The 25,494-nt window shown below is 50.4% G+C and carries 22 protein-coding genes; 10 read left to right on the top strand and 12 right to left on the bottom strand.

Translation table 11 applies throughout. The annotated features are described in order from the left end of the window. The 5 genes from hslU (at window position 1) to PJI16_06425 (ending at window position 4,048) form a co-directional block, all read left to right on the top strand. Window positions 1–1,404 (top strand): ATP-dependent protease ATPase subunit HslU, encoded by a 1,404-nt coding sequence (gene hslU, locus PJI16_06445; protein ID MDT3777194.1) that lies wholly within the window; start codon window positions 1–3, stop codon window positions 1,402–1,404. A gap of 82 nt (window positions 1,405–1,486) precedes the next feature. After that, window positions 1,487–2,380, top strand: a complete 894-nt coding sequence (gene argB / locus PJI16_06440; GenBank protein ID MDT3777193.1) for an acetylglutamate kinase — start codon at window positions 1,487–1,489, stop codon at window positions 2,378–2,380. A gap of 5 nt (window positions 2,381–2,385) precedes the next feature. After that, entirely contained in the window at window positions 2,386–3,039 is a 654-nt protein-coding gene (locus PJI16_06435) for an isochorismatase family protein (protein ID MDT3777192.1), read from the top strand. A gap of 190 nt (window positions 3,040–3,229) precedes the next feature. Continuing rightward, window positions 3,230–3,697, top strand: a complete 468-nt coding sequence (locus PJI16_06430; GenBank protein ID MDT3777191.1) for a helix-turn-helix domain-containing protein — start codon at window positions 3,230–3,232, stop codon at window positions 3,695–3,697. 171 nt (window positions 3,698–3,868) lie between these two features. After that, the gene (locus PJI16_06425) at window positions 3,869–4,048 is read left to right on the top strand and encodes a hypothetical protein (GenBank protein MDT3777190.1); all 180 of its coding nucleotides are present in this window, start codon (window positions 3,869–3,871) and stop codon (window positions 4,046–4,048) included. Between the two features lie 249 nt (window positions 4,049–4,297). Here the strand turns inward: PJI16_06425 and PJI16_06420 are convergent, their stop codons facing one another. The 3 genes from PJI16_06420 to PJI16_06410 form a co-directional block, all read right to left on the bottom strand. Continuing rightward, window positions 4,298–5,125 (bottom strand): HAMP domain-containing sensor histidine kinase, encoded by an 828-nt coding sequence (locus tag PJI16_06420; GenBank protein MDT3777189.1) that lies wholly within the window; start codon window positions 5,123–5,125, stop codon window positions 4,298–4,300. A gap of 535 nt (window positions 5,126–5,660) precedes the next feature. Continuing rightward, on the bottom strand, window positions 5,661–7,805 hold the full coding sequence (locus PJI16_06415) for a V-type H(+)-translocating pyrophosphatase (GenBank protein MDT3777188.1): 2,145 nt from the start codon (window positions 7,803–7,805) through the stop codon (window positions 5,661–5,663). A gap of 484 nt (window positions 7,806–8,289) precedes the next feature. Then, window positions 8,290–8,892 carry a pseudouridine synthase gene (locus PJI16_06410; protein MDT3777187.1) on the bottom strand — a complete coding sequence of 201 codons (603 nt, stop codon included), beginning with the start codon at window positions 8,890–8,892 and terminating at the stop codon, window positions 8,290–8,292. A 757-nt stretch (window positions 8,893–9,649) separates the two neighbouring features. Between PJI16_06410 and hflK the strand changes: the two genes are divergently transcribed. The 3 genes from hflK (at window position 9,650) to PJI16_06395 (ending at window position 12,276) form a co-directional block, all read left to right on the top strand. Next, entirely contained in the window at window positions 9,650–10,690 is a 1,041-nt protein-coding gene (hflK, locus tag PJI16_06405; protein MDT3777186.1) for an FtsH protease activity modulator HflK, read from the top strand. After that, window positions 10,687–11,544: a protease modulator HflC gene (gene hflC / locus PJI16_06400; protein MDT3777185.1), complete on the top strand. Its 858-nt coding sequence runs from the start codon at window positions 10,687–10,689 to the stop codon at window positions 11,542–11,544. Before hflK ends, hflC begins: the two co-directional genes overlap by 4 nt. Before the next feature lie 66 nt (window positions 11,545–11,610). Continuing rightward, window positions 11,611–12,276, top strand: coding sequence for a pentapeptide repeat-containing protein (locus PJI16_06395; GenBank protein MDT3777184.1), 666 nt, complete (start codon window positions 11,611–11,613; stop codon window positions 12,274–12,276). Window positions 12,277–12,503: 227 nt separating this feature from the next. Here PJI16_06395 and PJI16_06390 read toward each other — a convergent pair whose 3' ends face one another. The 6 genes from PJI16_06390 to PJI16_06365 form a co-directional block, all read right to left on the bottom strand. Then, on the bottom strand, window positions 12,504–14,564 hold the full coding sequence (locus tag PJI16_06390) for a PAS domain S-box protein (GenBank protein ID MDT3777183.1): 2,061 nt from the start codon (window positions 14,562–14,564) through the stop codon (window positions 12,504–12,506). 151 nt (window positions 14,565–14,715) lie between these two features. Continuing rightward, the gene (locus PJI16_06385) at window positions 14,716–14,886 is read right to left on the bottom strand and encodes a hypothetical protein (protein MDT3777182.1); all 171 of its coding nucleotides are present in this window, start codon (window positions 14,884–14,886) and stop codon (window positions 14,716–14,718) included. Window positions 14,887–15,106: 220 nt separating this feature from the next. Continuing rightward, window positions 15,107–15,403: a hypothetical protein gene (locus PJI16_06380; GenBank protein ID MDT3777181.1), complete on the bottom strand. Its 297-nt coding sequence runs from the start codon at window positions 15,401–15,403 to the stop codon at window positions 15,107–15,109. 580 nt (window positions 15,404–15,983) lie between these two features. Further along, window positions 15,984–16,913 (bottom strand): GTP-binding protein, encoded by a 930-nt coding sequence (locus PJI16_06375; protein ID MDT3777180.1) that lies wholly within the window; start codon window positions 16,911–16,913, stop codon window positions 15,984–15,986. A gap of 59 nt (window positions 16,914–16,972) precedes the next feature. Next, complete coding sequence (locus PJI16_06370) at window positions 16,973–17,731, bottom strand: SIMPL domain-containing protein (GenBank protein ID MDT3777179.1); 759 nt, start codon at window positions 17,729–17,731, stop codon at window positions 16,973–16,975. Window positions 17,732–17,985: 254 nt separating this feature from the next. Continuing rightward, window positions 17,986–19,215: a TraB/GumN family protein gene (locus PJI16_06365; protein MDT3777178.1), complete on the bottom strand. Its 1,230-nt coding sequence runs from the start codon at window positions 19,213–19,215 to the stop codon at window positions 17,986–17,988. Between the two features lie 126 nt (window positions 19,216–19,341). On the opposite strand from PJI16_06365, the gene PJI16_06360 reads away from it, so the two are divergent. After that, complete coding sequence (locus PJI16_06360) at window positions 19,342–19,545, top strand: hypothetical protein (GenBank protein MDT3777177.1); 204 nt, start codon at window positions 19,342–19,344, stop codon at window positions 19,543–19,545. A 35-nt stretch (window positions 19,546–19,580) separates the two neighbouring features. Here PJI16_06360 and PJI16_06355 read toward each other — a convergent pair whose 3' ends face one another. From PJI16_06355 to PJI16_06345, 3 genes are all read right to left on the bottom strand, one after another. After that, a complete protein-coding gene (locus tag PJI16_06355; protein MDT3777176.1) occupies window positions 19,581–19,892 on the bottom strand; it encodes a hypothetical protein in 312 nt (103 codons plus the stop codon). A 55-nt stretch (window positions 19,893–19,947) separates the two neighbouring features. After that, window positions 19,948–21,732: an aminopeptidase P family protein gene (locus PJI16_06350; GenBank protein ID MDT3777175.1), complete on the bottom strand. Its 1,785-nt coding sequence runs from the start codon at window positions 21,730–21,732 to the stop codon at window positions 19,948–19,950. A 481-nt stretch (window positions 21,733–22,213) separates the two neighbouring features. Next, on the bottom strand, window positions 22,214–22,549 hold the full coding sequence (locus PJI16_06345) for an STAS domain-containing protein (protein MDT3777174.1): 336 nt from the start codon (window positions 22,547–22,549) through the stop codon (window positions 22,214–22,216). Between the two features lie 365 nt (window positions 22,550–22,914). On the opposite strand from PJI16_06345, the gene recQ reads away from it, so the two are divergent. Beyond that, window positions 22,915–25,377: a DNA helicase RecQ gene (recQ, locus tag PJI16_06340; protein MDT3777173.1), complete on the top strand. Its 2,463-nt coding sequence runs from the start codon at window positions 22,915–22,917 to the stop codon at window positions 25,375–25,377. Window positions 25,378–25,494: the final 117 nt, after the last annotated feature.

The following is a 25,494-nucleotide window of genomic DNA, read 5'->3' as shown; positions in this document are numbered from 1 at the left end:
ATGGAACAACAGACTTCACCAACACCCAAAAATTTGGACTCCCTCACTCCACGCCAAATTGTGGAGGAATTAGACCGCTATGTCATTGGACAACGGGACGCCAAGCGCATGGTCGCCATCGCCTTACGGAACCGCTGGCGACGCCAACAGCTCAGCCCGGAGCTCCGTGATGAAATTGTCCCGAAAAATATCATTATGATTGGGCCAACAGGTGTCGGGAAAACCGAAATTTCCCGACGGGTTTCAAAATTAGCAGATGCGCCATTCATTAAAGTTGAGGCCTCCAAATTCACCGAGGTGGGATACGTCGGCAGGGACGTGGAATCTCTGATTCGTGATCTCACAGATTTATCCATCAACATGGTCAAAACTGCTTACCTGGAAAAAGTCCAAAAGAAGGCTGAAGACATGGCCGAAGAGCGCGTCTTAGATATGCTCCTTCCGCCTTCGCCATCGAGTCCTTCATTTGAGACCACTGAAGAGTCAGCAGAGGCTCCCACACAACAGAAACAGGATCAACAGGAATCCACCCGCTCAAAACTTCGCCTTCAACTGCGCGAGGGCAAACTGGATAACCGGATGGTGGAAATAGAAATTAAGGAACGAGGAGGACTTCCGGTTGGAATCATTTCCAATATCGGAGGGATGGAAGATCTTGAGCACAACCTCCGGGATATGCTCGGCGGCATGATGCCGGGTAAAAAGAAAAATCGTCGGATGAAAGTCTCAGAAGCGCTGAAATTCATGGCCCAGGAAGAAGCGCAAAAACTCATTGATATGGAAGAAGTGACCAAAGAGGCCATTACCCGCACGGAACAATCGGGTATCGTCTTCCTGGACGAGATTGACAAAATAGCAGGGCGAGAGAAAAACACAGGCCCTGACATTTCCCGGGAAGGAGTCCAGCGAGACCTGCTTCCGATCGTGGAGGGATCGACGGTCAATACTAAACACGGCCCGGTCAAAACCGATCATATTTTATTTATTGCCGCAGGAGCATTTCACGTGGCCAAACCCTCGGACTTGATTCCGGAATTACAAGGTCGGTTTCCCATCCGGGTGGAACTGGAGCCCCTCACAAAGAATGATCTCATCCGCATTTTAACCGAGCCCAGAAATGCCCTGGTCAAACAATATCACGCATTGCTAAGCACAGAAGGCATCGCGTTGGAATTCACTAAAGACGGGATCGAAGAAATTGCAGCCACTGCTGTGCAGGTGAATGACCGAACCGAAAACATCGGAGCACGTCGGCTCTTCACCATCGTGGAACGATTATTGGAAGATGTCTCGTTTGAAGCGCAGGATCTTCAGAAAAAAGAGGTCGTCATCAACGCGCAGTATGTTCGAGACCACCTGCAAAGCATCGTGAAGGACGAAGATCTCAGCCGGTTCATACTTTAAAATCATCCCATCTGCTACTATGACCATATGTCCTTTTCACCTCTACCATCTCCCCGAAACCCTCTACCCATGAGTAGGTTGCATGATCAAACTGATTAAAAAAGCCGACATTCTGATTGAAGCGCTTCCTTATATTCGGACATTGGCCGGAAAAACCGTGGTCATCAAATACGGCGGAAGCGCCATGGTCCATGAAGAACTCAAGGAAGGATTCGCCGAAGATGTCGTCTTATTAAAATATGTCGGATTGCAACCGATCATCGTTCATGGCGGTGGGCCACAAATTAACGAGATGCTGGATAAATTCGGCATTGAAGCAAAATTTCTGCATGGCGTTCGGGTCACGGATCAGCCAACCATGGACGTGGTTGAAATGGTCCTGGGTGGAAAAATCAACAAGGAAATCGTCTCGTTATTGAACCAGCATGGCGCCAAAGCTGTAGGACTCACCGGAAAAGATGGTCGCCTCCTGACCACGAAACCATTTAATCCCAAGAGTCTTATTCACACCTACAGCGGATCGACCGACGTGTTGCATCCTGAAGACTACGGCCTCGTCGGCCAAGTCAGTCATGTCGAGACCGCATTGCTCCACACCCTTCAAGAGGCCAATTTCATTCCGGTCATTGCGCCAATTGGAGTGGACGCCAAATGGAAAACCCAAAATATCAATGCCGATCTGGTAGCAGGCAGCGTAGCTGCGGCGGTTCAAGCCGAAAAACTACTGGTCTTAAGCGATGTCAAAGGCATTCGTGATGCCAATAATCGGCACGTCTCCACCCTCTCAAAAAAAGACATGGAACGAATGGTCAAAAAACAGGTCATCAGTGCAGGCATGCTCCCCAAAGTTCATGCCTGTTTAACCGCGCTTCAGGGAGGCGTCCGCAAGGCGCACATTATTGATGGACGCGTGCCTCATGCGGTGTTACTCGAAATTTTCACCGACAAAGGCATCGGGACAGAAATTCTGGCATAACGAACATGAAACTTTCCAAGCATGTCTCCCCATCAGATTCCTCACATATCCAAACCTCGACCGTTCCCCAACCCGATCAATTTTCCGCGCTCCTTTTAGTCGACCTACAAAATGACTTCTTTCCGGGTGGCGCACTGGCTGTTCCCGAGGCAGATAGCCTCATCCCTCTCATCAACGCCTACATCAAGCACTTCAGCCGTCAAGGCTGGCCCATACTGGCGACCAGAGATTGGCACCCGGCCAATCACAGCTCCTTCACCGAAGAACGGGGACCTTGGCCGACTCATGCAGTTCAAGGGTCACGTGGAGCTCAATTTCATTCAGACTTAGTCCTTCCTCCTGGAATGATGGTCATTTCTAAAGGAACCGATCCCAAGAAAGATTCGAAATCCGGCTTTGATGGTACAAGTCTGGCCGACCGACTGGAAGATCTCAACATTCAAACATTGTATGTGCTGGGCTTACCTACCGAACATTGCGTCAAACACACGGTTCTCGATGGCTGTCAACGCGGGCTTCGAGTCGTCCTGCTCACTGATGCCACGAAGGGGGGCATTCCCCAACAAAAAGATTCCCTGAATCCCCTACAAGAAATGGCCGATGCAGGCGCGTGCCTCGCGAACAGTAGCGATTTGGGAATATCCGCTTCTTCTCTCTGAATAGTATCTGCTCCACTCCTTTTGTGTTAGGCATGTGGTTGACTTTCCTCACGTTTTGAATTGGGGAAATTTTTCTGTCATCACATCCTCCCCTTCCGGAATTTTTTCCAGGCATCCCACCTTTGGTCTTTTACGGGATGATGCACATATTCCCTCAAGAGTCGCATTGAGAAATCCGAGAAATGGATTTATGAGACCAAAGGGTAGTGCAGAAAAACTAGAAGCCAGGCGCCGAATGGCCGCCAGACTGTTGGCCAAAGGGCGAGGTATTCGTGAGGTTGCTCGCACAATCGGGGCAGCGCCATCTTCTGTTAAGCGATGGAAAGATGCACTCGAACAAGGCGGGAAAAATGCCTTGAACTCCAAGCCCCATACCGGACGTCCATCGCGCCTTTCGCCCAAACAACGCCAAAATCTCCTCCAGATTCTCCAACGAGGACCACGAGCTGCCAAGATGCGGACTGATCAATGGACCTGTCGTCTTATTGGCCGGATGATTCGGCGATATTTCGGAGTGAAATATCACCCAGACCATGTGAGTCGGATTTTGCGAGGGTTAGGTTGGAAGAACAAAAAGAACACCAGCCCGGTTAAAAAACCCAGCAAGACAGAACAAACACGCCTTCGGCGCTTGAACCAATCGCGGCGCCATCGGTAAGAAATTTTCGATGAGGGTCACTTCGGTCCTCAACAATCAAAATACGGGTTTCGGCTCCCAGCAATGACCTTTTCTTTCTTGCTGCCTGTCTCCAAACTTTCGCGACTGCCGAAAGGGACGCGCCTTACTACACCATTCACCACAAGCTTCAGGCCGGAGAGCCTTTTTGCCATGCAAGAGGTCATGGCCCACAAGAAGAATGGCTCCTACGTCCCATCAACAAACGCGTCGATTCAGGGAATGTTGAAAAATGCCGCCAGCGGTGTTCTCGCCCATTGGCCGTGCTCACGTACTCCTCCGTACGCTCCGCTCGTCCAAGCGGCTGCGGCCTTGCTGGACGGGCCTTTTTGAACACTCCACTATTTTTCTCTGATGAGCCTCGTTGACTCCTAAGCTGATGAAGCGGCGAAATTTTTACAATATTCAACAGTCCAATTCACGGAATACCAAAAGAAGATCTAAGCCACACCCAGTGACTGACGACTTCCTCATGAAACCATGCCAAGCAAGCAAAGGCCTCTGCCGGAGGTGGCTGACCAAGTGAAGATGGTTAAGTTCAAGTGGCCCGATTGGGAATAACACTTTTTTATTTCCTTCGATTCATTCTTCTTTCCCTCCTCCTTCCTCGGCAATGATCGCTCGAGGAAAATACACCCGAAAGGTCGAGCCTTGCCCCGGAGTCGATTCGACTTCAATATTTCCTTGATGCCGATCAATGATCCGACGCACAATGGCCAAACCAAACCCTTGACGATCTTTCGGCTCCACGACCGGATGCGAGAATGCCTCAAAAATTCGGGCATGATGTTCTTCGGCAAGCCCGATCCCGTTATCCCCAACAGAATAGACCGACCATCCATGCATCGCTTTACCGGAAATAATAATTTCTCCAGGACGTTCAGGATCGAGATATTTCTGCGCATTATCAAGCAGATTCGCAAAAACTTGATTCACCAACACCTCGTCACCCATACAATCTGGAAGATCCTCAATACGAACCACGACTTCCTTGGTTTTGAGTTTCCTCTCCATGGAAGTCACGATTCCCATCACAAGTTGATTCACGTCCAGGCCCTCCCACTGAAGGACAATCTGCCCAAGCCGGATAAATTGGAGAAGTCCCGACGTGAGGCAACGCATATGATCCACCTCACCTCGTATACGCTGTACGGCCTCGGGGATTTCTTTTGTGACCAAAGGATCGAATGGACCCCGTGCATTACCGAATGAGGCCTCCTCCTCAAATGATTCATTCAGCCGGTTGAACACCATGGCGAGTTGCCGACAGGTATCCTGAATAGTTGCCATTGGAGCAGAAAGATCTTGGGAGATCACCCGCAGCAACAGTTCCATTTCCGCGGAAGCAATGGCCTCAGACCTTCTCTTTCTCTGAAAGAAAGAATCATCTAGTTGGTTGGGTGATTCCATTCCAAGTACTCCCTTTTCAAGCAGCCATCTCGATTCATTAGGAAACCTGTCTACCAGAATTAGGCAGGGCGCATACCAATGGAGAGAGATCACCCCCTTCCCCTGAATGCGTTTTCCCTCAAATCGATACGAACCGGAACCACCATGAATGAGAAAGACCCAAGCGCCTCCTGGCTATTCTCATTTCACCAAACTGGCGATCCCGCCCGTAAAAACTTCAGAACATCAATCCTTGTTGTAATAAGACCGGTAAAAATTAGGGGAATGACCGATGAAATGACCAGCTTGGCCAACCACAGCTAGGAAGAAAAAAGGAGGATAAAGAGAGAGATGAAAATTCCACACCGAATAGAATAATGAAAAATACCACATCAAGATAGGCATGAATACCACATATAAGGCTTTAACCAGTCTCGCTATATCACTTAAAATGAAAACACCGTCTGTAGCACCCATTATCCGATGGATCACGGAATTCGGCCCAACCAAACAGAAGAAAGCTCAGGACTTGTTGGGCGCCTATGGTCTGCAGAAATTACTTTATCAATAGCCCGCCATACTGGACGAAAAATGGCACAAACACCAGTGACAAAATAGCTGAAAGTTTGATCAGGATATTCAACGACGGCCCTGAGGTATCTTTAAGGGGATCACCAACGGTATCACCAACAACTGCGGCCTTATGGGTATCGGTACCCTTCCCGCCAAGATTTCCTGCCTCAATAAATTTCTTCGCATTATCCCAAGCACCACCACTATTTGATGAGGAGATGGCGATGACGCCCCCGGCGACAAGGGAACCGGCAAGCACCCCAGCCACCGCTTGAATCCCAAACAGGAATCCAGTGATCAGGGGTGTTCCCATAATCAGAATGCCCGGTGCAATCATTTCTTTTAAAGCCGCCTGAGTTGAAATAGCGACACATTGTTCATAATCCGCCTCGGCTTTCCCTTCCATGAGGCCGGGAATGGTGCGGAACTGACGTCGGACTTCCTCAATCATCTTATAAGCCGCCGACCCCACCGACTTCATCGTCATGGCGGAAAAATAGGCGGGCAACACGGCTCCGATAAACAGCCCGGTAAACACCAGGGGATCCAGCAAATTAATACTGCCTAACAGATCAAAATCCTGCCCATGTTGTTCCTTGAGCAGCAAGTCCGCCCTGGTGAGGAACGCGGCGAACAGGGCCAATGACGTCAAAATAGCCGCTCCGATGGCAAAGCCCTTCCCAATGGCGGCAGTCGTATTTCCGGCAGCATCCAACACATCCGTCCGTTTACGGACATGTTCCGGCATACCGGCCATTTCAGCGATACCGCCAGCATTATCAGAAACCGGTCCATAGGCATCGATCGTGAGTGCAATCACCAGAGTTCCCAACATACCAAGAGAGGCAATGGCCACCCCATACATGCCGGCTAACATCCACGGGATATAGATGGCGAGACCAATGGCGAGATAAGGGCCCACGGCACTCTGATAGCCGAGAGCCAGTCCAAAAATGATATTGGTGGCTGCACCCGTTTCACAGGATTTCGCCACTTCCCGCACAGGCTTATAGTCATGGGAAGTGTAGTACTCAGTCATCAATCCCACAGCAAGCCCGGCAATAAGACCTGTCAGGAAGCAAAAATACACCCCTAGATCCGTATACGCCTGCCCATTAATTTCAAAAGTATCCGGGAGCATGGCCTTGGTCACAAACAACATCACCACCGCCATCAACGCACTGGAGATGATGAGCATCTTTTTCAGGGCCGGGCCAACCTGGTCCTCGGAAGTGACCTTGACCATCAACAGAGTGAGAAGACTCACTGGGATGCCGATGGCAGAAATAAGGATTGGATACAACAACGCATCCACCATCCCGGAAAAGGCGACCGCACTAATCACCATGGCGGCGCAGGTACTTTCCGCGCAGGAACCAAATAGGTCGGCCCCCATTCCGGCCACGTCACCCACGTTATCGCCTACGTTATCGGCAATCACCGCAGGATTACGCGGATCATCTTCCGGAATCCCCGCTTCAACTTTTCCGACTAAATCGGCCCCGACATCAGCGGCTTTTGTGAATATTCCTCCACCCACCCGCGCAAATAACGCGATGGACGATCCTCCGAGGCCGAAGCCGGCAATCACCTCCATCAGAATGTGCGTCGGGAGTTGATCCGGCATGATACTTTTGAGTCCAAGATAGATAATTAACAGTCCTAAAGCCGCCAAGCCGACCAACGCAAAACCCATCACAGCTCCGGAATGCAGCGCGACATTAAATGCGGTGGAGAGAGATTGATTGGCAGAAACCGTCGTCCGCACATTGCCCTGTGTCGCAATCTTCATCCCGATAAAACCGGAGGCAATCGAAATGATGGCGCCAAAGATAAAGGCAATAGCGGTATACAGCCCTTCATTCACATAGTCCGTATGATGGTCATCAATGAGCACCGCAATGATTGCCGCAAAGACCACCATAAAAATGGCCATAATTTTGTATTCTTGCTTCAGGAATGCCATGGCCCCGGTGGCAATAGCGGAATGGATTTTCGCCAGACGCTTCCGTGTTTCCGGATCTTCGACACCCATATCAATGGGGATCTTTAAAACCGATGAAGAATAGTAATACGCGATAGCTAATCCAAGAACGGACAGGGCCAGAATAATAGTTACCGACATGATGGGAATATCTCCATTCTTATGTAAGTGACCAGAAGTAAATTGTTAGCACCACCTCAACAGGAACGATAGAATGGGACCGGTGAATTCCGGCTATGGGCTAAGACCATACGTTACAACCTAAGAACCGACCCTCCATTTGTTCACAGAGAAATGCTCCATTCTCGAATCAACTTCCTTATGTCGTTCTAGCTGGGAGACAAAACAGCGTGCGGGGGACCGTCCTTGACCGACCAGACACGATCATGACATCGGCCTGATTCAAAAATGTGTCATGCCGCTATTCCGTCGGCCATCAACGCATGTTCATTGATGACGAGCGGTGAATTTTACCTGTCTGCGTAACAATGTTCAAGGTAAAAACCCTAATACCTATTTTATCGACACCAACACCCTGATCAAGGTCAAATATAAGGGTTGTTCCGGCTCCTGCTAATTATTTCATCCGAATGGCTTGTTCCTGTCCACACATTCGATTCAGTAAGCCCTAGGACAACCCGCGCAATTCTCCTGTTCGCAGCTCCCTCCATTGTCCAGGCGCAAGAGAGCCCAACCGAATCGGCCCGATGGCGACACGAATGATTCTGAGACACGGGTGTCCGACTTGTGCAGTCATATGCCGAATCTGCCTGTTCATGCCTTCTTGAATTTCCATACGCAACCATACCGTGGGAACGGATTTGCGAAAACGAATGGGGACGGGGCGAGGATAGACGTCCGGCTCACCGTGAAGAAGCTGAACTTTAGCCGGCCGGGTCCGCTTACCTTTGACCATGACGCCTTCCCGAAGCTCCACGAGGGCTGATTCATCTGGAATACGTTCCACCTGCACCAAATAGGTTTTGGAAACTTTCTGAAATGGCGAGGTCAAACGATGAGCCAGATCTCCATCGGAAGTCAGCAGAAGCAGGCCTTCACTATCCATATCCAATCGCCCGGCCGGATACACCCGTAACTCATTCACATAGTCGGCTAACGTCGGACGTCCTTCGGAATCGGTAAATTTTGACAGAACCCCGTAAGGCTTATGCAGCATCAAATGCCGATGAGGTAATTGCGAGGATGTCCTAGCTTGAAATTTTGATTTCATTGTCAGCGCTGTCGGTCAATCACAAAACGTCTCTCCACACTTCCCAAGGGACATTTTCTCTGCCCTACTCAATTATTCCAGCGAGTACATCAGACTGGGGCGATCCCACAAGACTTTCCCTTAGCTAACGCCCTGTCTACCACAAACATTCCTCCCTGTACTCCGTCAATTTTAATCCCTTGGTAAGGACCAGGTGGCAGGCCCTCCAGTGTAGGAACGACAGGCCCTGAAAAAGCTCGGCCTACCCCCAAAACACTCAAATCATCGAACAGGCAACTAAGATCTTCTCCCTGTCGTCAAAAACATCCCTCCTAAAAAATACAACTTATTTCCTTGTTGCCATACCACCAAGCTCTCTACGGCGATTGAATCGACATCACCTATTTATGAGCCCGTAGAAAACTCCCTCAGGACGACTACGTGATGGAAGTCTTTTACCCTTCAATCCATCCTCCATTCTCCACAAACCTCATGGGAAAAATTCCGCCAAGGTTTTTTCCAATTTTTTGCTCCCCATAGGAATAAGAATTTTTCTTTCTTGGACCAAGGCCAAATACCTGACTAGGCCATTTACTAAAATAGCAAATAGAGCAAATCCATTGCAGAAAGGGAATTGCCACACGGCACTCCCTGCCTGTGTGGAACAGGATTCATTGATCTTTTATTGCCCCACTCAAAAATTTCTGTTACCGTGGTTCACGTACCTACAGTAATTACCTCGCACATCCCGCTTGTAACTCAAACATAGGACTAACGTATGGCATGGGAACCTAAAGATCCGTGGGGAGGAAGCGGTCAAGACCCCCTCGATGAAGCGCTCCGGAAAGCACAAGAACAAATCACTCGACTCGTGCCCGGCCGGGGTTTCAAATCAATCATTTACATCGTCTTAGCCGTCCTAGCTCTCTGGCAATCAGTGTTTATTGTGGCTCCGGACGAGCAAGGTCTGGTGAAACGGTTTGGCGATATTGTTCGCGAGGTTGAATCCGGCCCACATTTCAAGATTCCATTTGTAGAAACAGTTGACACACCCAAGGTTGAAAAACTCCATCGAGTGGAGGTGGGATTCCGCGAAGACCGCGGACGCACCCAATTCGTTCCCAGAGAAGCCCTCATGTTGACCGGTGACATGAATATTCTGTCTCTCGAGTTCATCGTCCAATATAAAATCAAAGAAGCTAAAAATTATTTATATAAAGTCGCGGATGTGGAAGCCACCATTCACAATGCAGCTGAAGCGGCCATGCGTGAAGTCATAGGCAAAAGCAAGATTGATGAAGCGCTAACGATCGGCAAAGCGCAAATTCAACAGGAAGCTCAAGACCTGCTTCAAGGCATCCTCGACCAGTACCTGGCTGGCGTACAAGTGGCCACAATCCAACTTCAGGATGTGAATCCTCCGGATGCTGTCGCCGCGGCTTTTAAAGATGTCGCCAGCGCCAAGGAAGACCGCGAAAAACTCATTAACCAGTCTCACGGCTACCGAAACGATCTCATCCCCAGAGCCAAAGGGGAAGCGGCTCAAGGCATCAACCAGGCCAAAGGGAGCGCACAGTCACGGATTGCACGTGCGGAGGGAGAAGCCAATTACTTTCTCCAGACTTTAAAAGAATACAAACTGGCCAAGGATGTCATTAGTAAACGGGTCTACATTGAAACGATGGAAGAAGTCATGGCAAACACGGAAAAAATTATTCTGGATTCCAAGGCAGCCGGCAACGTCCTGCCCTTCCTTCCGTTAGACCGCCAATCCCGCTCGCGCGGAGAAACAACCACGCAAGGAGGGGACAACCGATGAAACAAAATCTCCTCATGGGTGTCATCTTAGTTTTTGGACTGCTTTTGGTCTTAGGTCTATCTCCATTTTTTGTGGTCGACTTAACCGAAACGGCTATTGTGGTCGCATTAGGAAAACCTGTCCAAACCATCACGGAACCAGGGTTGAAGTTTAAAATTCCCTTTTATCATCAAGTCACATTTTTTGATAAGCGTTATTTGGATTATGACGCTCCCGTGCGAGATGTCATTACCAGTGACAAGAAGTCTATGGTGATCGACAATTTCGCCAAATGGCGCATAGTGGATCCCTTAAAAGTCTATCAGGCATTTCAGACACAACGAGGTGCCCTCCAGCGCCTGGACGATATCATTTACTCGGAATTGCGTGTTGAGTTGGGCCGGCATGAACTGACGGAAATCGTTTCCGCAAACCGTGCATTGATCATGAAGGTCGTGTCAGATCGTTCCAACGAAAAAGCCTCGACCTACGGCCTTGAGGTCCTGGATGTGCGCATTAAGCGAGCCGACCTGCCTGAGCAAAATGAAAAAGCGATTTTCCAACGAATGCAAGCCGAACGGGAACGTCAGGCCAAGCAATATCGAGCAGAGGGGGAGGAAGAAGCCCAAAAGATTCGCTCCGAAGCCGAGAAAGACAAACAAATCATTCTAGCCGAGGCCTATAAGACCGCACAGGAACTTCGTGGAGACGGTGAGGCCAAAGCCTACAAAATCTATGCGACCGCCTATCAACAAGGTCCGGAATTTTTTGAATTCATCCGAACCATGGAAGCCTATAAGAAAACATTTGCGACCAATACCACGTTGGTGCTCTCTCCGGATTCGGAATTCCTCAAGTACCTCAAAAAACGGTAAACAACCAGAACCCCACCACCTTCAGCCAGGCGATCCGGTTCGTCGTTCAATCCCGACACTCTCCCCATGGCCAATCCTGAACATGTTGAACGCCTCATCAAGGGAGGGGTCGGGGAATGGAATAAATTTCGACGGACAAGCCAGGCGATTCAACCCGATCTGAGCGGAGCCGATCTTTCCGGCTATGACTTTACCGGACTCGATTTAGCCCAGGCCAATCTGGAAGGTGCCGACCTCTCAGACGCCTATCTCTTTCATGCAAATTTAACAGAAGCCAACCTTACAGGCGTGAACTTCACCGAAGCCGATGTCCAGGAAGCCAATCTGATCAAGGCTAATCTCTCACATGCCACCATGACCAGGATTGATTTGTCCGGAACCGGGCTCATTGCCTGCAACCTGGAGGGCGCGAATCTTGAGGGAGCCACCCTTACACGTGCTTCGATTCCATGGGGAAATTTTACCCGTGCCAATCTGGCCAAAGCCAAGCTCCACTTAACAGATTTGCGTGAGGCTCAACTCATACAGGCTAATCTGGAAGGGGCTTCACTTCAGGATACATCCCTGACCGGGACGAACTTACAGGAAGCCAATCTCCAAGGCGCCACTCATGTCTCCATTGATCTGCTGGCCAAAGCCAAATCTCTGTATCAAACCATCCTTGATCCGGACCTAAAAGAAACCCTTCTGCAAGGTCATTCTCACCTTTTCGAAAAACCAGTTGACCTATAGAAAATAGCTCCAAGCCATTTTAATTTTATTCCTTTGGAACGAATAATTTACGGAGTTTTGTCCATGACATTATTGGACGTATCGATGCAAGTCGGTAAGCATTCGAAATGGTCTTGTTCAGCAAGACGGTTGTCACTTTTGCATGCGAAAGGTACAGATTCGCAGATAAGTATAATAATGGACCAAGCTCACGTTTGAACGACCGTTCTCCTGATTCAAGAATCCCGCTAGGAAGGAATTCCTTCTGTTTTCGAAATCTGTGGAGTAATTGGCAATTGGATGGTGAAGATGGTGCCTTTCCGTGGTTCACTATGTACGCTGACCGTTCCTGAATGAGCATCAACCACATCCTTGACTATCTTAGTCCCCAATCCGGTTCCCCCGGCTTTACCGCTAATCGCTTCTTTAGTAAATAATTTGTCACGGATTTCAGGGGGCATTCCCCCACCCGTATCTGCGACCGTTAACACCACCGTTCTTCCATCTAACCCTACTGACCCACCAATGGTGACTGATCCACCGGCAGGGGTTTCCGGAATTGCATTATTGACCAGATTGTAGAGGGCGTTGAACAAACGGTTCTCATCCGCCTTAATGGGCGGAAGGACGTCAAGACCTTGCGTGTGCAGGGAAACCCTCATCTCGGTGGCATAGAACCGAAGGATGCCAAAGACACCTTCGACCACTTCTGCTATCTGGCATGGGGCAAACCGTAGCGGGCTGGATATACCTTTGACCGTATCGGCAATCTCCCGCATGCGACCTTGAATCCGACGGGCATTCTTCACGATCATGTCGACCGCCTCCCTGGAAAATTTCCTTGAGGCCGACAATTCCTTTGGAGTAACGTCAGGCAACTTCGCAAATAATTCTTGAAGATCGTCGTCTAACAATTTGGCGCCATTCAGCACCGGCATGAGCATATTCTTAATATCGTGGGCAATATCCCCAAGCATCACCGTCACCCCAGCGAGTTTTGTCTCTTCCACTAATTTTGCAGTCATTCGTACCCGCTCGCTGATATCTTTGAACGTCACTACAGCCCCAATCAAAATTCCATTTTCCCGGATCGGCGAAATGTAGTAATCAACGGGGAAAGAGGTCCCATTTTTGCGCCAGAGCCCCTCTGTATCATCATGATAAACCCTTCCCTCCTTAAGCGCGGCATAAATAGGACAGGCTTCTCTGGGATAGCGTGACCCAGCGGGTTTCGTATGATGTATCAGCTCGTGCATCGGCTCGCCAATTAATTCCTCGACCGTGTATCCCAGCATAAGAGCCCCGGCCGGATTCACAAAAGTGGTTTTGCCTTCTCTATCCAATTCATAGATCCCCTCTCCCGAAGCGGCGAGGATTCGTGCATAGTGCCTTGCGAGATCCTGATGCGCTTCCATGACTCTTTCACGTTCAATGGCTGTGGCGATACGGTCAGCCACTAACCCAAGACTGTGCCACGTAAAACTAGTCAGGAAATGCCGGGAAAATACCGCCATGACCCCCACCACTTCCTGATTGACCAGCAACGGGTACCCAGCAAAGGCCATTAGTCCCTCTTGTATGGCCCTGGCCTGTTCTGGAACACCAGGATCCCTAAAAATTGCATTGGTTAAATGTGGTCGTTTTTCAAACGCAATTTGACCGATTTGAGAATGGCCAAACGGCACTGAATCGTTCCAACGGGTGAACCGAGTGGAAAGACCGGCACTAGCCTGCAGCTCCAATCCTTCCTCCAAAGAATGCATGGTCCAGAAGCCGGCCCACGCAGCATCCAGATGACTTATGAACGAATCCGCGCAACCCTGCAGGCGGACGCTCAGTGTTTGGTCACAGTTCAGGACCTGCCCCACCTCCACCTCAAAGGCCAATAGACGGTTCCGTTCCTCCAGCACCCTCTCCGCCTGTTTCCGATCCGAGATGTCGCGGATAATGCCGCAATAAAATATCTCCTCGCGTAGGATGGATTTTGAAGGAGCCATCTCAATAGGAAATTCCTCCCCGTTCTTTCTCAATCCATGCAATTCCACAGTCTTCACGATGGTCTGACCCTCTCCTTCAATTCCCACACGCTCCATCCCATAGTGATGAGCTTCATGGTACCGGGCAGGCATGATCAGGATAAGGGACTTGCCTACAATTTCCTCGGCTGCATAACCAAACAGAGTGTGGGCACCCTTATTCCAACACAGGATGGTTCCGTGCTCATCCCACAAAATAATGGCATCCGTGGCGGTCTGTACAACAGATTGAAATCGCTCTTCACTGGCCGTCAACTTTTGAGTCAATTTCATTGATGGATTTCCGGAAGCTCTGCCCTTTAACGAATGGGAGAGGGTTGCGCTAATTTTGTTTTCTTTCACTTGAGTATCTTTCATTCATTACTTTCGAGGATTCTTGATGAAATTTCATATAAAAAAATGGTCAACTGCTTTAAAATACCTTTCACGGTGCGGAAGCCCGCCATTTACGATCAAGAAGCCATATGATCCCGTCAGACAACCCAAAGATGACAGTCATGATCACCCACCAGGTTCCGACCACTAATACTGGAATCAACGCCAGGCCGACCAAACCCATGACGATCCCGACAAAGACCGACATGACCAGTTCCATGTTTCACCTCCATTTAAAATTCTCAGAAAAGTGTAGATATGAGGCGGGGGGATTTTCTGTTGGACGCCCTCACCTCACCCTTCCCTTCCGAGGGAAACGGTGAGGCGAAAGAGCCATACTCAACAGCGACAGGGATTCAACTTCACTGCTCCGAGCCAGTCGTGAGATTCATCAGGAAGACTCCCGGGGCAACAACAAGCAGGGGCACCCGGATTGGTCCTCAGAAAGTCAGTGACTGCTGATTAATTGTCCGGACAGTCTCAACTTGTTGGCAGCTTTCTTTCGCCAACATCAGTTGCCCGCTACTGGCATCCTGGGGAATTCTTCCCAGACAGGCTTTTAATGTGTCCTGGGCACTTCCAACCGCAATTTGCGTGAGACCTTGAGCCTGTGCCTCGGCAGAAGACATCGGTTCTGTTACTTGTGGGGCGGCTAAAGTCAGTCCCGTCAGAATCAAAGGGATGAGTGCCATGGAGGCAATAAGAATGGTGCGTTTCATCAATAGAGTGTGTTTCATGGTTATTCTTTCCTTCTTAAAAAAAAGGTAAAAAAGTGCCCACCACGTCACATGGTTCCATGTGACGTGGCAAACAAGATTGACAACCTGCCTAGAAAGTAAGGTTGCTTACTCCCGCGATGGCAGGTCCCTACACAGCAGGTGTTGGCCTCTCGATGAAGGACGCATAAATGGCCGCACCCCAAAAGACAAACATGAGGCCTAAAAGAGCTTCTAATGGATACATGATGTTCACCTCTTTCCTGAGACCGCAGGGTCAGGAATGAACTCTCCCGGAACCTGATCTGACGACCAGCGTTACAATCGAAACCGTTGGATGGCACCGATTGGTGAGAAGAGTATAGGCGTAGGCTTGCGGAGACAGAGGAATCAGACGCGCAGGAAGGAATGCTGAAGCGCGAGGGATAGGAGAGTCAACGTAGATTCATACGTCATACACTCACGCTATACCCTAAACAGAAGGGTGTCAAGACAACACCATGTGTGTTTTTGAGGTAGTCGACCATAAAAGTTGATGATTTCCACAAGTCCTGCATGAATGAGAACCCGATCCGTGGAGAGATTAGCAAGGCCGAAGTCTCTATTTTCTCCGGATAACGACCAGACGGCCAAGCATTTCTTGAGGAAATTGTGAGGGAGGGGCACTGAGATCAATCCGGGGACCAACGCCTTGGACAAGCGTCGGCCCTTCTGACGTGTTCACGATGCCTTTTATGCGAAGAGTGTTGAGTGGTTGAAGGTGTTTAAGGAGCTGTTCGGGCGTGATGTTGTCGGGAAAGGAGAGTTCCTCCGCCTCAAATTCCTCATGGGTGTGAGGAAGGAGTTCGGGCTTTCGTTGAGCGTTGGATGAAATCTTTGCCGTAGGGATGGAAGGAAAAACAATCGTCGTATCGATTTCACCCTGAATGCTTCGAATTACTGGAGCGCCAGGGGCCATATCATGGAGAAGATCTTCCAAACGACCGAAGGAATCTGATGGAACTAAATCGACTTTATTGATGACCAACAAATCTGCCGAAGATACCTGTTGCTCAAACGTGCCTTCCAAATCCCGACCTTGGGCCACTTGTTCGGCATTGACCACCACCACGGCTAAACTTTCCCCTACCCACTCAGTGACGGGCTCGCGCCAAAACGTCAGAAGCGTTTCGAAGGGTAATGCTACACCGGATGTTTCCACGACGACCCGATCCGGATGAATGGTTTCCCACAGATTCTGCAGGTTGTTGAGCAACTCACCGGAAAGCTGGCAACACACACACCCGCCTTCAAGCTCCACATATCCCGGACCGCCTTCTTCTTGAAGCAGGGCTCGATCAATGCCTAATTCACCAAATTCATTGGAGATCACAGCCAACTTCAGACCCTGTCGTTGAGCATCGGCAATCAAATGTTTGACAAGAGTCGTCTTACCCGCCCCCAGGAAGCCGGACACCACCAGTGCCGGAACCCCAAGATCCGTTCCGGCTTTTTCAGTTTCTGCCTCAGTTTCTGGCTTTTCATTGTTCATGAAGGGAATGCTCATGAGGACAAGGACGGGGGATACAAGACTGATAAAAAAATGATTGATTACTTCTGGCTGATTTCATACACCAAGAGGACGGAACCACGTATGGAGATTTCTCCTGCCGACACTGAGGCATCTCCGCCGCTATCCATGGCCATCGCCATGCGATATCGACCCTCAGGAGGGGAGGGAGAATTTCCACCTTCCGAAACATTGATCATACGAACCAACTTGAGATTCAAAGCCTGAGCCAACGCTTCAGCCTTGGCTTGGGCTTTGGCAGAAGCCTGTTTCAAGACCTCAAGCTTTGTGGGTTGTTCATTTTGCAAACCCCAGGCGATGCCTGAAAATTTGTTGGCCCCCACGTGTAAAACTCGGTCAACGATTTTCCCCACAATCTCCAGATTACGGACTTCTACATTGACCTGGTGAACGACACGATAGCCAATGATCCGGGGTACATTGTTCTCTAAGGTTCCATCCGCTTGACGCCGCGGAGGTGGCGGATATTCAGGAATCACATTCAGGGAGGTGGTTTGAATGAACTCAGAGGGAATATTTAACCGTCGGCATTCCTCCAAGACCTTCGCCACGCGTTCCTGGTTTTCTTGTTGAACATCGGACAACTTTTCCCCGACTGTTTCAACCGCAAAACTTAATACCGCTTTATCGGGAGGCACATTGATCGTTCCCTCTGCGGAAACGGTTAATCGTGGAAGATCCTCTTCATTCGTTTCGGACCACCCGGATACCGGGAGCAAGAGCACAATCCCCAGCACCATACCATTCAATATTTTTGTGGCATTCATAGCCCTAAACATTGACAAACCCCCTGTATGTTTTTGAGAATGACCCCTATTATGACCGACACGGATTCCATACCTCCCTTGACGCCTTCTACATCAGATCTGCCTGACCGTCTCTGCACCTGGTGCCAAACGTCTATGCTGAAACGTCTCGTTGGCGATGGTCGCTTTATTCACTATACCTGCCCGAAATGTATTTTCCAGCACACGTCTAAAGTCGCCGCGCCCCAGTCCTAGCCTCTCTGTGCTTGGCTTGAATTTGCTCCTGATCAAAACAAATTAGAGACAATACGCGTGCCTCCCACCCAGGTGCCGATGAGACTTCCAATCGTGGGCAGGAGAAACGCTAAGAACACACGCAGGAGTCGACTCTTCCACCATTTGCGTGGAATGGCGATATCCTCTGCTACGGTTTGAAACTCCCGCACCAATGGCGGTTGCAAATAAGCCTGGACAAACGCCGTCACATACCCGACTCCAATAACCGGGGTGAGGCTGGTAAACGGTGCCGAGAAAAATGCGGCCACAATGGTGAGCGGATGAGCCATAGCTAACAACCCGCCAATCCCGCTGGGAATACCATTAGCCAAAATCCAAAACAATAAATTGTCTCCGGCAGCACTTAAACCTTTTTCCCATCCAATCCAGGCAATTGACCCCACAATCAACACAGGGATACTCCAACCCACGGCTTTCCACACAGGAGAGACGGGCGGAATACTTTCCAGCTTCTCCAAGACCACCGTCTCCCGTTCGTTCAATGTTCGGCAAATCCCTTCCACATGCCCCGCGCCAACCACGGCAACAATCCGGGTCCCAGGCGCATCGACAATTTTTTTGGCCAAATAATGATCCCGCTCGTCAATGAGCACCGTTTTGAGCGTCGGCACTTCTTTTCCTAAATCCTTCATCATTTCTGAAAGCACATCCTGCTTTTTGAGATTCCGAATCTCCTCTTCGGAGACTTCAGTGGTGTCGAAGATGCTCAGCATGAGGGAGGACATTAAGAGACTTTTTCGCCACATTGGGGTATTGCGCCAGGCCCGACGCATCGTCACCCGCACGTCCCGGTCAGCAAGGGTCACGGGAATGCCATGTTTGTCGGCCATACGAATGGCCTCCAGCATTTCCGTGCCTGGAATAACGCCCAATTTATCGCCCAGCCGCTTTTGAAAGGAAGACAGAATAAGATTGACCATCAGCGTACTGAGCTGCTGCTTGCGGATGATTTCTTTGAGGTCTAACGATTCCCACCGGTTGGGATGTGAGATGGCTTCAAAACGCTTCGTATCCAATTCTACACAGACACGATCAGGATGCTCCTGTTCAATGACGAGTTTGACTAAATCCACTGATTCTTGTGACACATGCGCCGTGCCAATTAGGATCACGGTCTTCCCATATACGGACAGACACAGAACATCCGCTTCGTACTGCCCCACCAAGCCTGTGGATAATTCCGGCACAATAGCTGATGAGGGATAATCTGAATTTTTCATGGGCACACCATGACATATCCGGCAAGGAACTTGTCAAGCCTCATAGCAATCGATCACAATACTCTCGGTAATATTGACTTCAACTCCCACAAAAGTCCCATTCAGCACGCCGACAAGGAGGTTTAAGTGCCATCCGAATCTAAACGGCCCGTTCGACGTTCCCCGGTCTGGATGTGGATCAGTGCCGATGGAGGACGATGGCGGATTAACCATACGCCGAACGGAGTGTGGTCCTGTCAAATTGGTCTCGGTGGGAAACGTGTGGGATCTTGGAAAACCGGACTTCCTCCTAGTCTGGACTCCTGGCCGAAGGGCACCTATCAAGAATAGGCCACGTCCCTTTCCCTGGAGTTCTCTTGTAAAACTTACAAGTCAAACAGGAAATTCACATTATCCCCGCCAAAGGCTTTGACGGTTCCCTCAATCACTTTCTCGTTCTCTGAATAGACCCACACTGCAACATCCGTTAATCCGGTCAGTTGCTTCATCTGTTCCATGAGGACCAGGACAATTTTCCGACCTCGCTCGCGATCGGCCGACAAGCGATGAAATAGCCCTTGGGTCACATGCAGTTGAAGCAGATGGCCCTTCACGATCACATTCGTAATCTCTGGATTTTTACCCATTTGAGTTTTAATGGCTTCAGTGATTTCTTCATTCGTTTTTTGTGGTGTCATGTATCGTTAGCTCCGATTTGATTATAGTTCGAATGGTCTCGGGCGAAGAGACGGACTAGTTGAGCGGTTGCGTCGCCTGCTCCAACCAAGCACGCGTATCGGTATCCACAAGGGATTGGAGATCCGCCCACACCCGGGCATGATAGGTATCGACCCATTGGCGTTCCTTAAGCGATAACACCTCTGTGGCAATAAGGGTCCGCTCAAATGGTACGATCGTCAGCGTATCAAAGCCAAGGAATGACCGCGTTGAGTTCTGGGAGGACTCATCTTTCACCACCGTCACGAGGTTTTCCAGGCGAATCCCATAGGCCCCGGTTTTGTAATAGCCCGGCTCATTTGACACAATCATCCCCGGCTTCAGGGCAACCGCATTGGCAGCTTTCCCGATCCGTTGCGGGCCTTCATGGACTCCTAAAAAACTCCCAACTCCGTGGCCTGTCCCATGATCGTAATCCAACCCCATTGCCCATAGGGGCGCACGTGCCAACACATCTAATTGACTGCCTGTAGTGCCTTCAGGAAATCTAGCCGTGGCCAGAGCAATATGGCCTTGTAACACGCGAGTATAACGATCACGATGTTCGTCCGAAGGGTGTCCAATCGCGAGCGTTCGTGTGATATCCGTCGTTCCGTCCAAATACTGCCCGCCGGAATCCACCAAGTACAATGTCCCGGGCTCCAGGCACCGATTCGTCTCCCGGGTCGAGTGATAATGCACAATGGCACCATTTGACCCCGCACCAGAAATGGTCGGAAAGCTGCAATCCTCCCACATCGCCTGCTTTCGACGACAGGCATCAAGATAGTCCACTGCTTCTAACTCGGTCACCTGTCCCTTGGATCCTTCCCGGGCCAGCCACGCCAGAAATTGACACATGGCCACTCCATCCCGCTGATGCGCGGCATACGCCCCGGCAATTTCCACAGGATTCTTACAGGCCTTTGGCAGCACACAGGGATCATCTTTTTGTAATAGAACAGCCCCGCTCTGAGTTAATGTGGTAAAAATCCAGGAATTGGTCTTGGCCGGATCACACAGCACTCGATTTCCATGGGTTCCTAACTGTTGTAAAGCGGCTTCAAATTCTTCCGGCAATGCCAAGGAAATGTCCGGACCCAAATGCGCTTGCAAGCCCGGTGTGATTTTTTTCGGATCGACAAATAGGGCGACCCGCCCCGTGGTGTAAAGAATTGCCCGGCATAATGGTAGCGGAGTATGCGGCACATCCGAGCCGCGAATGTTCAACAACCAGGCAATGGAATCGGGCGCGGTGATGATGGCCGCATCGATCCCGCCTTCCGAGAACCTCCTGCCAAATATCTCACGCTTTGCCTGGGAGCTTTGCCCGGAAAACTCCAGCAGATGAGGCTTGATCACACCTGAGGGTTGTTGAGGCCGGTCATGCCAGACCGCATCAATAGGATTCGATACACAGGGGACGAGATGTGCACCCACTCGTTCGGTTGCTGTCTGAAACCGTTCGAGATCCTGCGGAGTATGAAGCCAGGGGTCATAGCCGATTCGATCCGTTGGTGTCACCCGAAGTGCTAACCATTCATGTGGTAAAGTGTCTCCACTATTGTGAAGCGAAAAGCTTTTCTCATCAACCTGGTTAGCCACCTGAAGCGTATACCGGCCATCCACAAACATGGCGGCTTCATCCCGCAGGACAATCGCCGTCCCCGCCGAACCGGTAAATCCGGTTAGCCAGGCAAGCCGCTCGGCACATGGAGGCAGATATTCATTTTGATATTCATCCGTATGGGGCACCACAAAACCGGTTAATTGTTCACGGAGCAGCTCCGCTCGTAGCGCGAGAAGATGTTCATATGCCATCACAACATTCCTATTATTCTCAGAATTCAGGTTCTACTTGTTCCCTAGCAAATCCACGCGAGGATAACACATTCGCCATGATCTGCCGATTGTAAAAGCACACATTCCCGGAAGACACCACATCTGTACACATCCCGAATCGTCTCGGATATGCGCCGGGTCGACATGTTCGCGCCTGAGTAGGGAAATTTGACTTACCTCATTTTAAACGATGAAAAAGGGAAGCGCACCCGTAAATCTATTGGGAGTGTTGAATCATACTGTTCTCCATGTGCAAAAATCCCCATGGCAACTTTGAAGGCCAGAGGCCTTGGATCGGTTCAAAAAAGCATGCCCTGAGCCATTCGAAGGGTTCGTCCAGTCCTGACCTGAGTTAGGTGGAAGGGAAGGCCACAGCCATTTTTGCGCGCGGAGCGTACACGGAGTAAGTGAGCACGGGAAAATGGCGAAAACGCAGTTGGCGGCTTTTTTCAACAGACCACTATTGGATGGCTTGCAAGGCAGTCTCTTCGGTGGGATACGTCGGAATCAGATCGGGAAAATTTGCGTCTTCGAATAAGGTTTTGACCGGATGTTGAGGCTCCACGACGCTCATGGCCATATGATTCTCATTCAAGTCCAGGTAGGCGAGCACCAACCCACCCAAGGCAATGCTGTCCATGAAGGTGACTTCCTGCATATTGAAAATGATATGCTTGGCACCAGAGAACCTGGCTGCCTTCACCATCCCCTGGAAGACTTTCCTGGAGTACACGGTCACTCGTCCTGAAATCATCAGAACAAGGGTTGTATCTTGCATTCGTTCGGCTACATACATTATGGCACCAAAGGGTTTCTTTGTTCTTTTCGGCAATTTCCAGCGATTCTTGCTGAATGCCCCAGATTTCCTCATGATGTCGAGGATCTTGTGCATACACAGGTAGACAGCCTCTTGATGGAAAGAGCAAGATGGCGGATCCTGAGACGCCCACTGACAGAGAATAACATGCCGAAATGACCAAGAAATTAAGAAAAAATCTGAACATTGCGCCTGAGCCGAAGGAAATAGATCGGAATGGGAAATGAGGAAGCCACCTAATGTCAGTGGAGGATCTCCCTCCACAAGATGACCCTTGCGGCACACCTCAATAATTCTATCAAGACGATTCATTAACATCTCCAACATTTGCGACAACTTCAATTGTGAAAAGTAACCTATTCCCTCAACAGACGGATTCCCCGCACCTGCCCACCTCAACACAACCTCCCCTTCTCTCTCTGCTAAAAGAACATTTTGGCTTCACCGTCTTTCGACCCCTACAGGAAGAGATCATTCGGGATGTCCTGGCCGAGCGCGACGTCGTAGCCCTGTTACCCACGGGAGGAGGAAAGTCCCTGTGCTTTCAGTTGCCGGCACTGGCCCGCTCAGGCCTAACCATCGTCGTCTCACCGCTCATTGCCCTGATGAAAGACCAGGTCGATGGGCTCCGGGCCAATGGCATTGCCGCGACCTATCTCAACTCCACTCTCACCGCGCAGGAATCCCAGGCCCGCTTGCGGGGGCTGTACCAAGGGGACTACCGACTGCTCTACATGGCACCGGAACGGCTCATGCTCCCCGGGTACCTCAACCTGATCCGGAATTTTCAGGTCAATCTGCTGGCCGTTGATGAAGCCCATTGCATCAGTGAATGGGGGCATGACTTCCGGCCGGAATACCGGCGGCTCGTGGAACTACGAGATCAGGTCCCTGCCCTTCCAATCATCGCACTAACCGCCACCGCCACGGCGCGTGTGCAAAAAGACATCGTGACCCTCCTGCGATTGCGGGCTCCGGCATGCTATGTCGCCAGTTTCAACCGTCCCAATCTGACTTATCAGGTGCAGCCTAAGGACAACCCGTTTGGACAGGTTCTGGCATTTCTCCGGACACGCCCCAAGGACTGCGGAATTCTCTACTGCCAAAGCCGAAAAACTACGGAAAGTGTGGCGGAACGATTACAGGACCATGGCATCAACGCACAGCCCTATCATGCAGGCCTGAGTGCCGAGGAACGCACACGGCATCAGGAATTATTCCTGCGGGATGAAATCCAGGTCATCTGCGCCACCATTGCCTTCGGCATGGGAATTAACAAACCCAACGTGCGATTTGTCATTCACTACGATTTGCCAAAAAACCTCGAAAGTTATTATCAGGAGACCGGCCGCGCCGGCCGCGATGGACTGCCAAGCGAGTGCGTCCTGCTCTTCAGCGCCGGGGATACGGTCAAGCAGCAACGCTTCATCAATGAGAAACCCAACTTCCAGGAACAGCAGATTGCTAACAGGCAATTACAGGAAATGGTGCAATATGCCGAATGCGGCACCTGTCGACGTCGGACGCTACTCCAATATTTTGGAGAGCATGTTGAATCAGAAAACTGTGGCGGATGCGACAACTGCCTGACACCCCGCGAGACCTTCGACGGCACAAATGCCGCACAAACCGTGCTCACCTGCGTTGAAGAAATACGTGGATCCGGGGGATTTAGCGTGGGACTCAATCACGTCATCGCCGTCCTCACCGGAGCCAATACCGAAAAAATCCGCCGATGGGGTCATGACCGACTAACCAGCTACGGGAAAGGGGAAGCCCATCGCCGGCCTGAATGGGCAGCCATCAGCCGGGAACTCATCCGGCTGGGGTACCTTCAACAAACGGCAGACCCCTTCACTGTGCTGGAAGTCACCGATCAGGGGCAGCATTTTCTTCAGGACCCCAAGACGCTCATGCTCACCAAGCCCATGAGCACACCGGAGCGCAAAACTCCGTCTCTTCAGGACCTGGGTCACGACGAAATGCTCTTCACTCGCCTCCGCCAACTCCGAAAAACGTTAGCCGATGAAGCTGACGTCCCCGCTTACGTCATATTTTCCGATGTGGCATTGCGACAGATGGCACGAGACTGTCCCACCAATGAACAGGAATTTCTACAGATTAGTGGAGTCGGAAAGCGAAAATTAGAGGAGTTTGGGCCCAAGTTCCTCACCGTCATTGCGGCACATCTGGAGAATTACGCTCCCCTAACTAATCCAAACGAATCCAATCATTCTCCAGCCCCTTCTTTAAGGGATCAGAACCCGGCGAGCAATCAAAAAGGATTTGGGCACCAACACGATGTAGAGGGTTATGAAAAAACGTCCGGTTCACAAATCCCCACAATTTCACCAGCCCAATCCCAAGGGCGCCAAGACGCCCTTTCCCACGGACAAGGACGTAGGGGAATTGAAACCCCGAGCGCACACCAAATACCCGAGCACGACCAAGCTCCGAGAACTCCGCTGGCTGACTTCTCCAACAGGCCGGCCAGAAGAAAGCCGCTTGGAGATACCGTCCATCAAACCTTGCGCCGTTTTGGATCGGGAAATTCGGTCGAACAAATCGCCAGAGAACGCGGGTTGGTCACCAGCACCATCTATGGGCACCTGGAACAAGCCATCCAGGCGGGTGAGCCGGTAGACTCCACACAACTATGGACACCGGAGCAGGAATTAGAAATGAAAAAGGCTTTTGAGAAGACAGGGTATGGCAATCTCACCGGTGCCAAAGAGATCCTCGGCGATCTCTACGATTACGGCCAACTCCGCCTCTTCCGCGCCGTTCATGGAAATAAGGATCAATAAAAAAATCCGCTCTCTTTTCAGGCACTCGTTATTTCAAGAAGGTGCCATTCACGAGCACATAGCGGATTACTGAAGAATGTTTGTACGTTCGCTGTATGCGGGAATATCGTAGGAGGT

The sequence above is a fragment of the Nitrospira sp. MA-1 genome (genome assembly GCA_032139905.1).
Taxonomy (GTDB): Bacteria; Nitrospirota; Nitrospiria; order Nitrospirales; family UBA8639; genus Nitrospira_E.
The sequence above is the reverse complement of the archived record's forward strand: the minus strand, read 5'-3'. Positions and strand labels throughout refer to the sequence as shown.

What these genes read in the sequence shown, in the direction of transcription:
- hslU (MDT3777194.1), top strand. Translation starts at nt 1, where the DNA reads ATGGAACAACAGACTTCACCAACACCCAAAAATTTGGACTCCCTCACT.
- argB (MDT3777193.1), top strand. Translation starts at nt 1,487, where the DNA reads ATGATCAAACTGATTAAAAAAGCCGACATTCTGATTGAAGCGCTTCCT.
- PJI16_06435 (MDT3777192.1), top strand. Translation starts at nt 2,386, where the DNA reads ATGAAACTTTCCAAGCATGTCTCCCCATCAGATTCCTCACATATCCAA.
- PJI16_06430 (MDT3777191.1), top strand. Translation starts at nt 3,230, where the DNA reads ATGAGACCAAAGGGTAGTGCAGAAAAACTAGAAGCCAGGCGCCGAATG.
- PJI16_06425 (MDT3777190.1), top strand. Translation starts at nt 3,869, where the DNA reads ATGCAAGAGGTCATGGCCCACAAGAAGAATGGCTCCTACGTCCCATCA.
- PJI16_06420 (MDT3777189.1), bottom strand. Translation starts at nt 5,125, where the DNA reads ATGGAATCACCCAACCAACTAGATGATTCTTTCTTTCAGAGAAAGAGA.
- PJI16_06410 (MDT3777187.1), bottom strand. Translation starts at nt 8,892, where the DNA reads ATGAAATCAAAATTTCAAGCTAGGACATCCTCGCAATTACCTCATCGG.
- hflK (MDT3777186.1), top strand. Translation starts at nt 9,650, where the DNA reads ATGGCATGGGAACCTAAAGATCCGTGGGGAGGAAGCGGTCAAGACCCC.
- hflC (MDT3777185.1), top strand. Translation starts at nt 10,687, where the DNA reads ATGAAACAAAATCTCCTCATGGGTGTCATCTTAGTTTTTGGACTGCTT.
- PJI16_06395 (MDT3777184.1), top strand. Translation starts at nt 11,611, where the DNA reads ATGGCCAATCCTGAACATGTTGAACGCCTCATCAAGGGAGGGGTCGGG.
- PJI16_06390 (MDT3777183.1), bottom strand. Translation starts at nt 14,564, where the DNA reads ATGAAATTGACTCAAAAGTTGACGGCCAGTGAAGAGCGATTTCAATCT.
- PJI16_06385 (MDT3777182.1), bottom strand. Translation starts at nt 14,886, where the DNA reads ATGGAACTGGTCATGTCGGTCTTTGTCGGGATCGTCATGGGTTTGGTC.
- PJI16_06380 (MDT3777181.1), bottom strand. Translation starts at nt 15,403, where the DNA reads ATGAAACACACTCTATTGATGAAACGCACCATTCTTATTGCCTCCATG.
- PJI16_06375 (MDT3777180.1), bottom strand. Translation starts at nt 16,913, where the DNA reads ATGAACAATGAAAAGCCAGAAACTGAGGCAGAAACTGAAAAAGCCGGA.
- PJI16_06370 (MDT3777179.1), bottom strand. Translation starts at nt 17,731, where the DNA reads ATGTTTAGGGCTATGAATGCCACAAAAATATTGAATGGTATGGTGCTG.
- PJI16_06365 (MDT3777178.1), bottom strand. Translation starts at nt 19,215, where the DNA reads ATGAAAAATTCAGATTATCCCTCATCAGCTATTGTGCCGGAATTATCC.
- PJI16_06355 (MDT3777176.1), bottom strand. Translation starts at nt 19,892, where the DNA reads ATGACACCACAAAAAACGAATGAAGAAATCACTGAAGCCATTAAAACT.
- PJI16_06350 (MDT3777175.1), bottom strand. Translation starts at nt 21,732, where the DNA reads ATGGCATATGAACATCTTCTCGCGCTACGAGCGGAGCTGCTCCGTGAA.
- PJI16_06345 (MDT3777174.1), bottom strand. Translation starts at nt 22,549, where the DNA reads ATGTATGTAGCCGAACGAATGCAAGATACAACCCTTGTTCTGATGATT.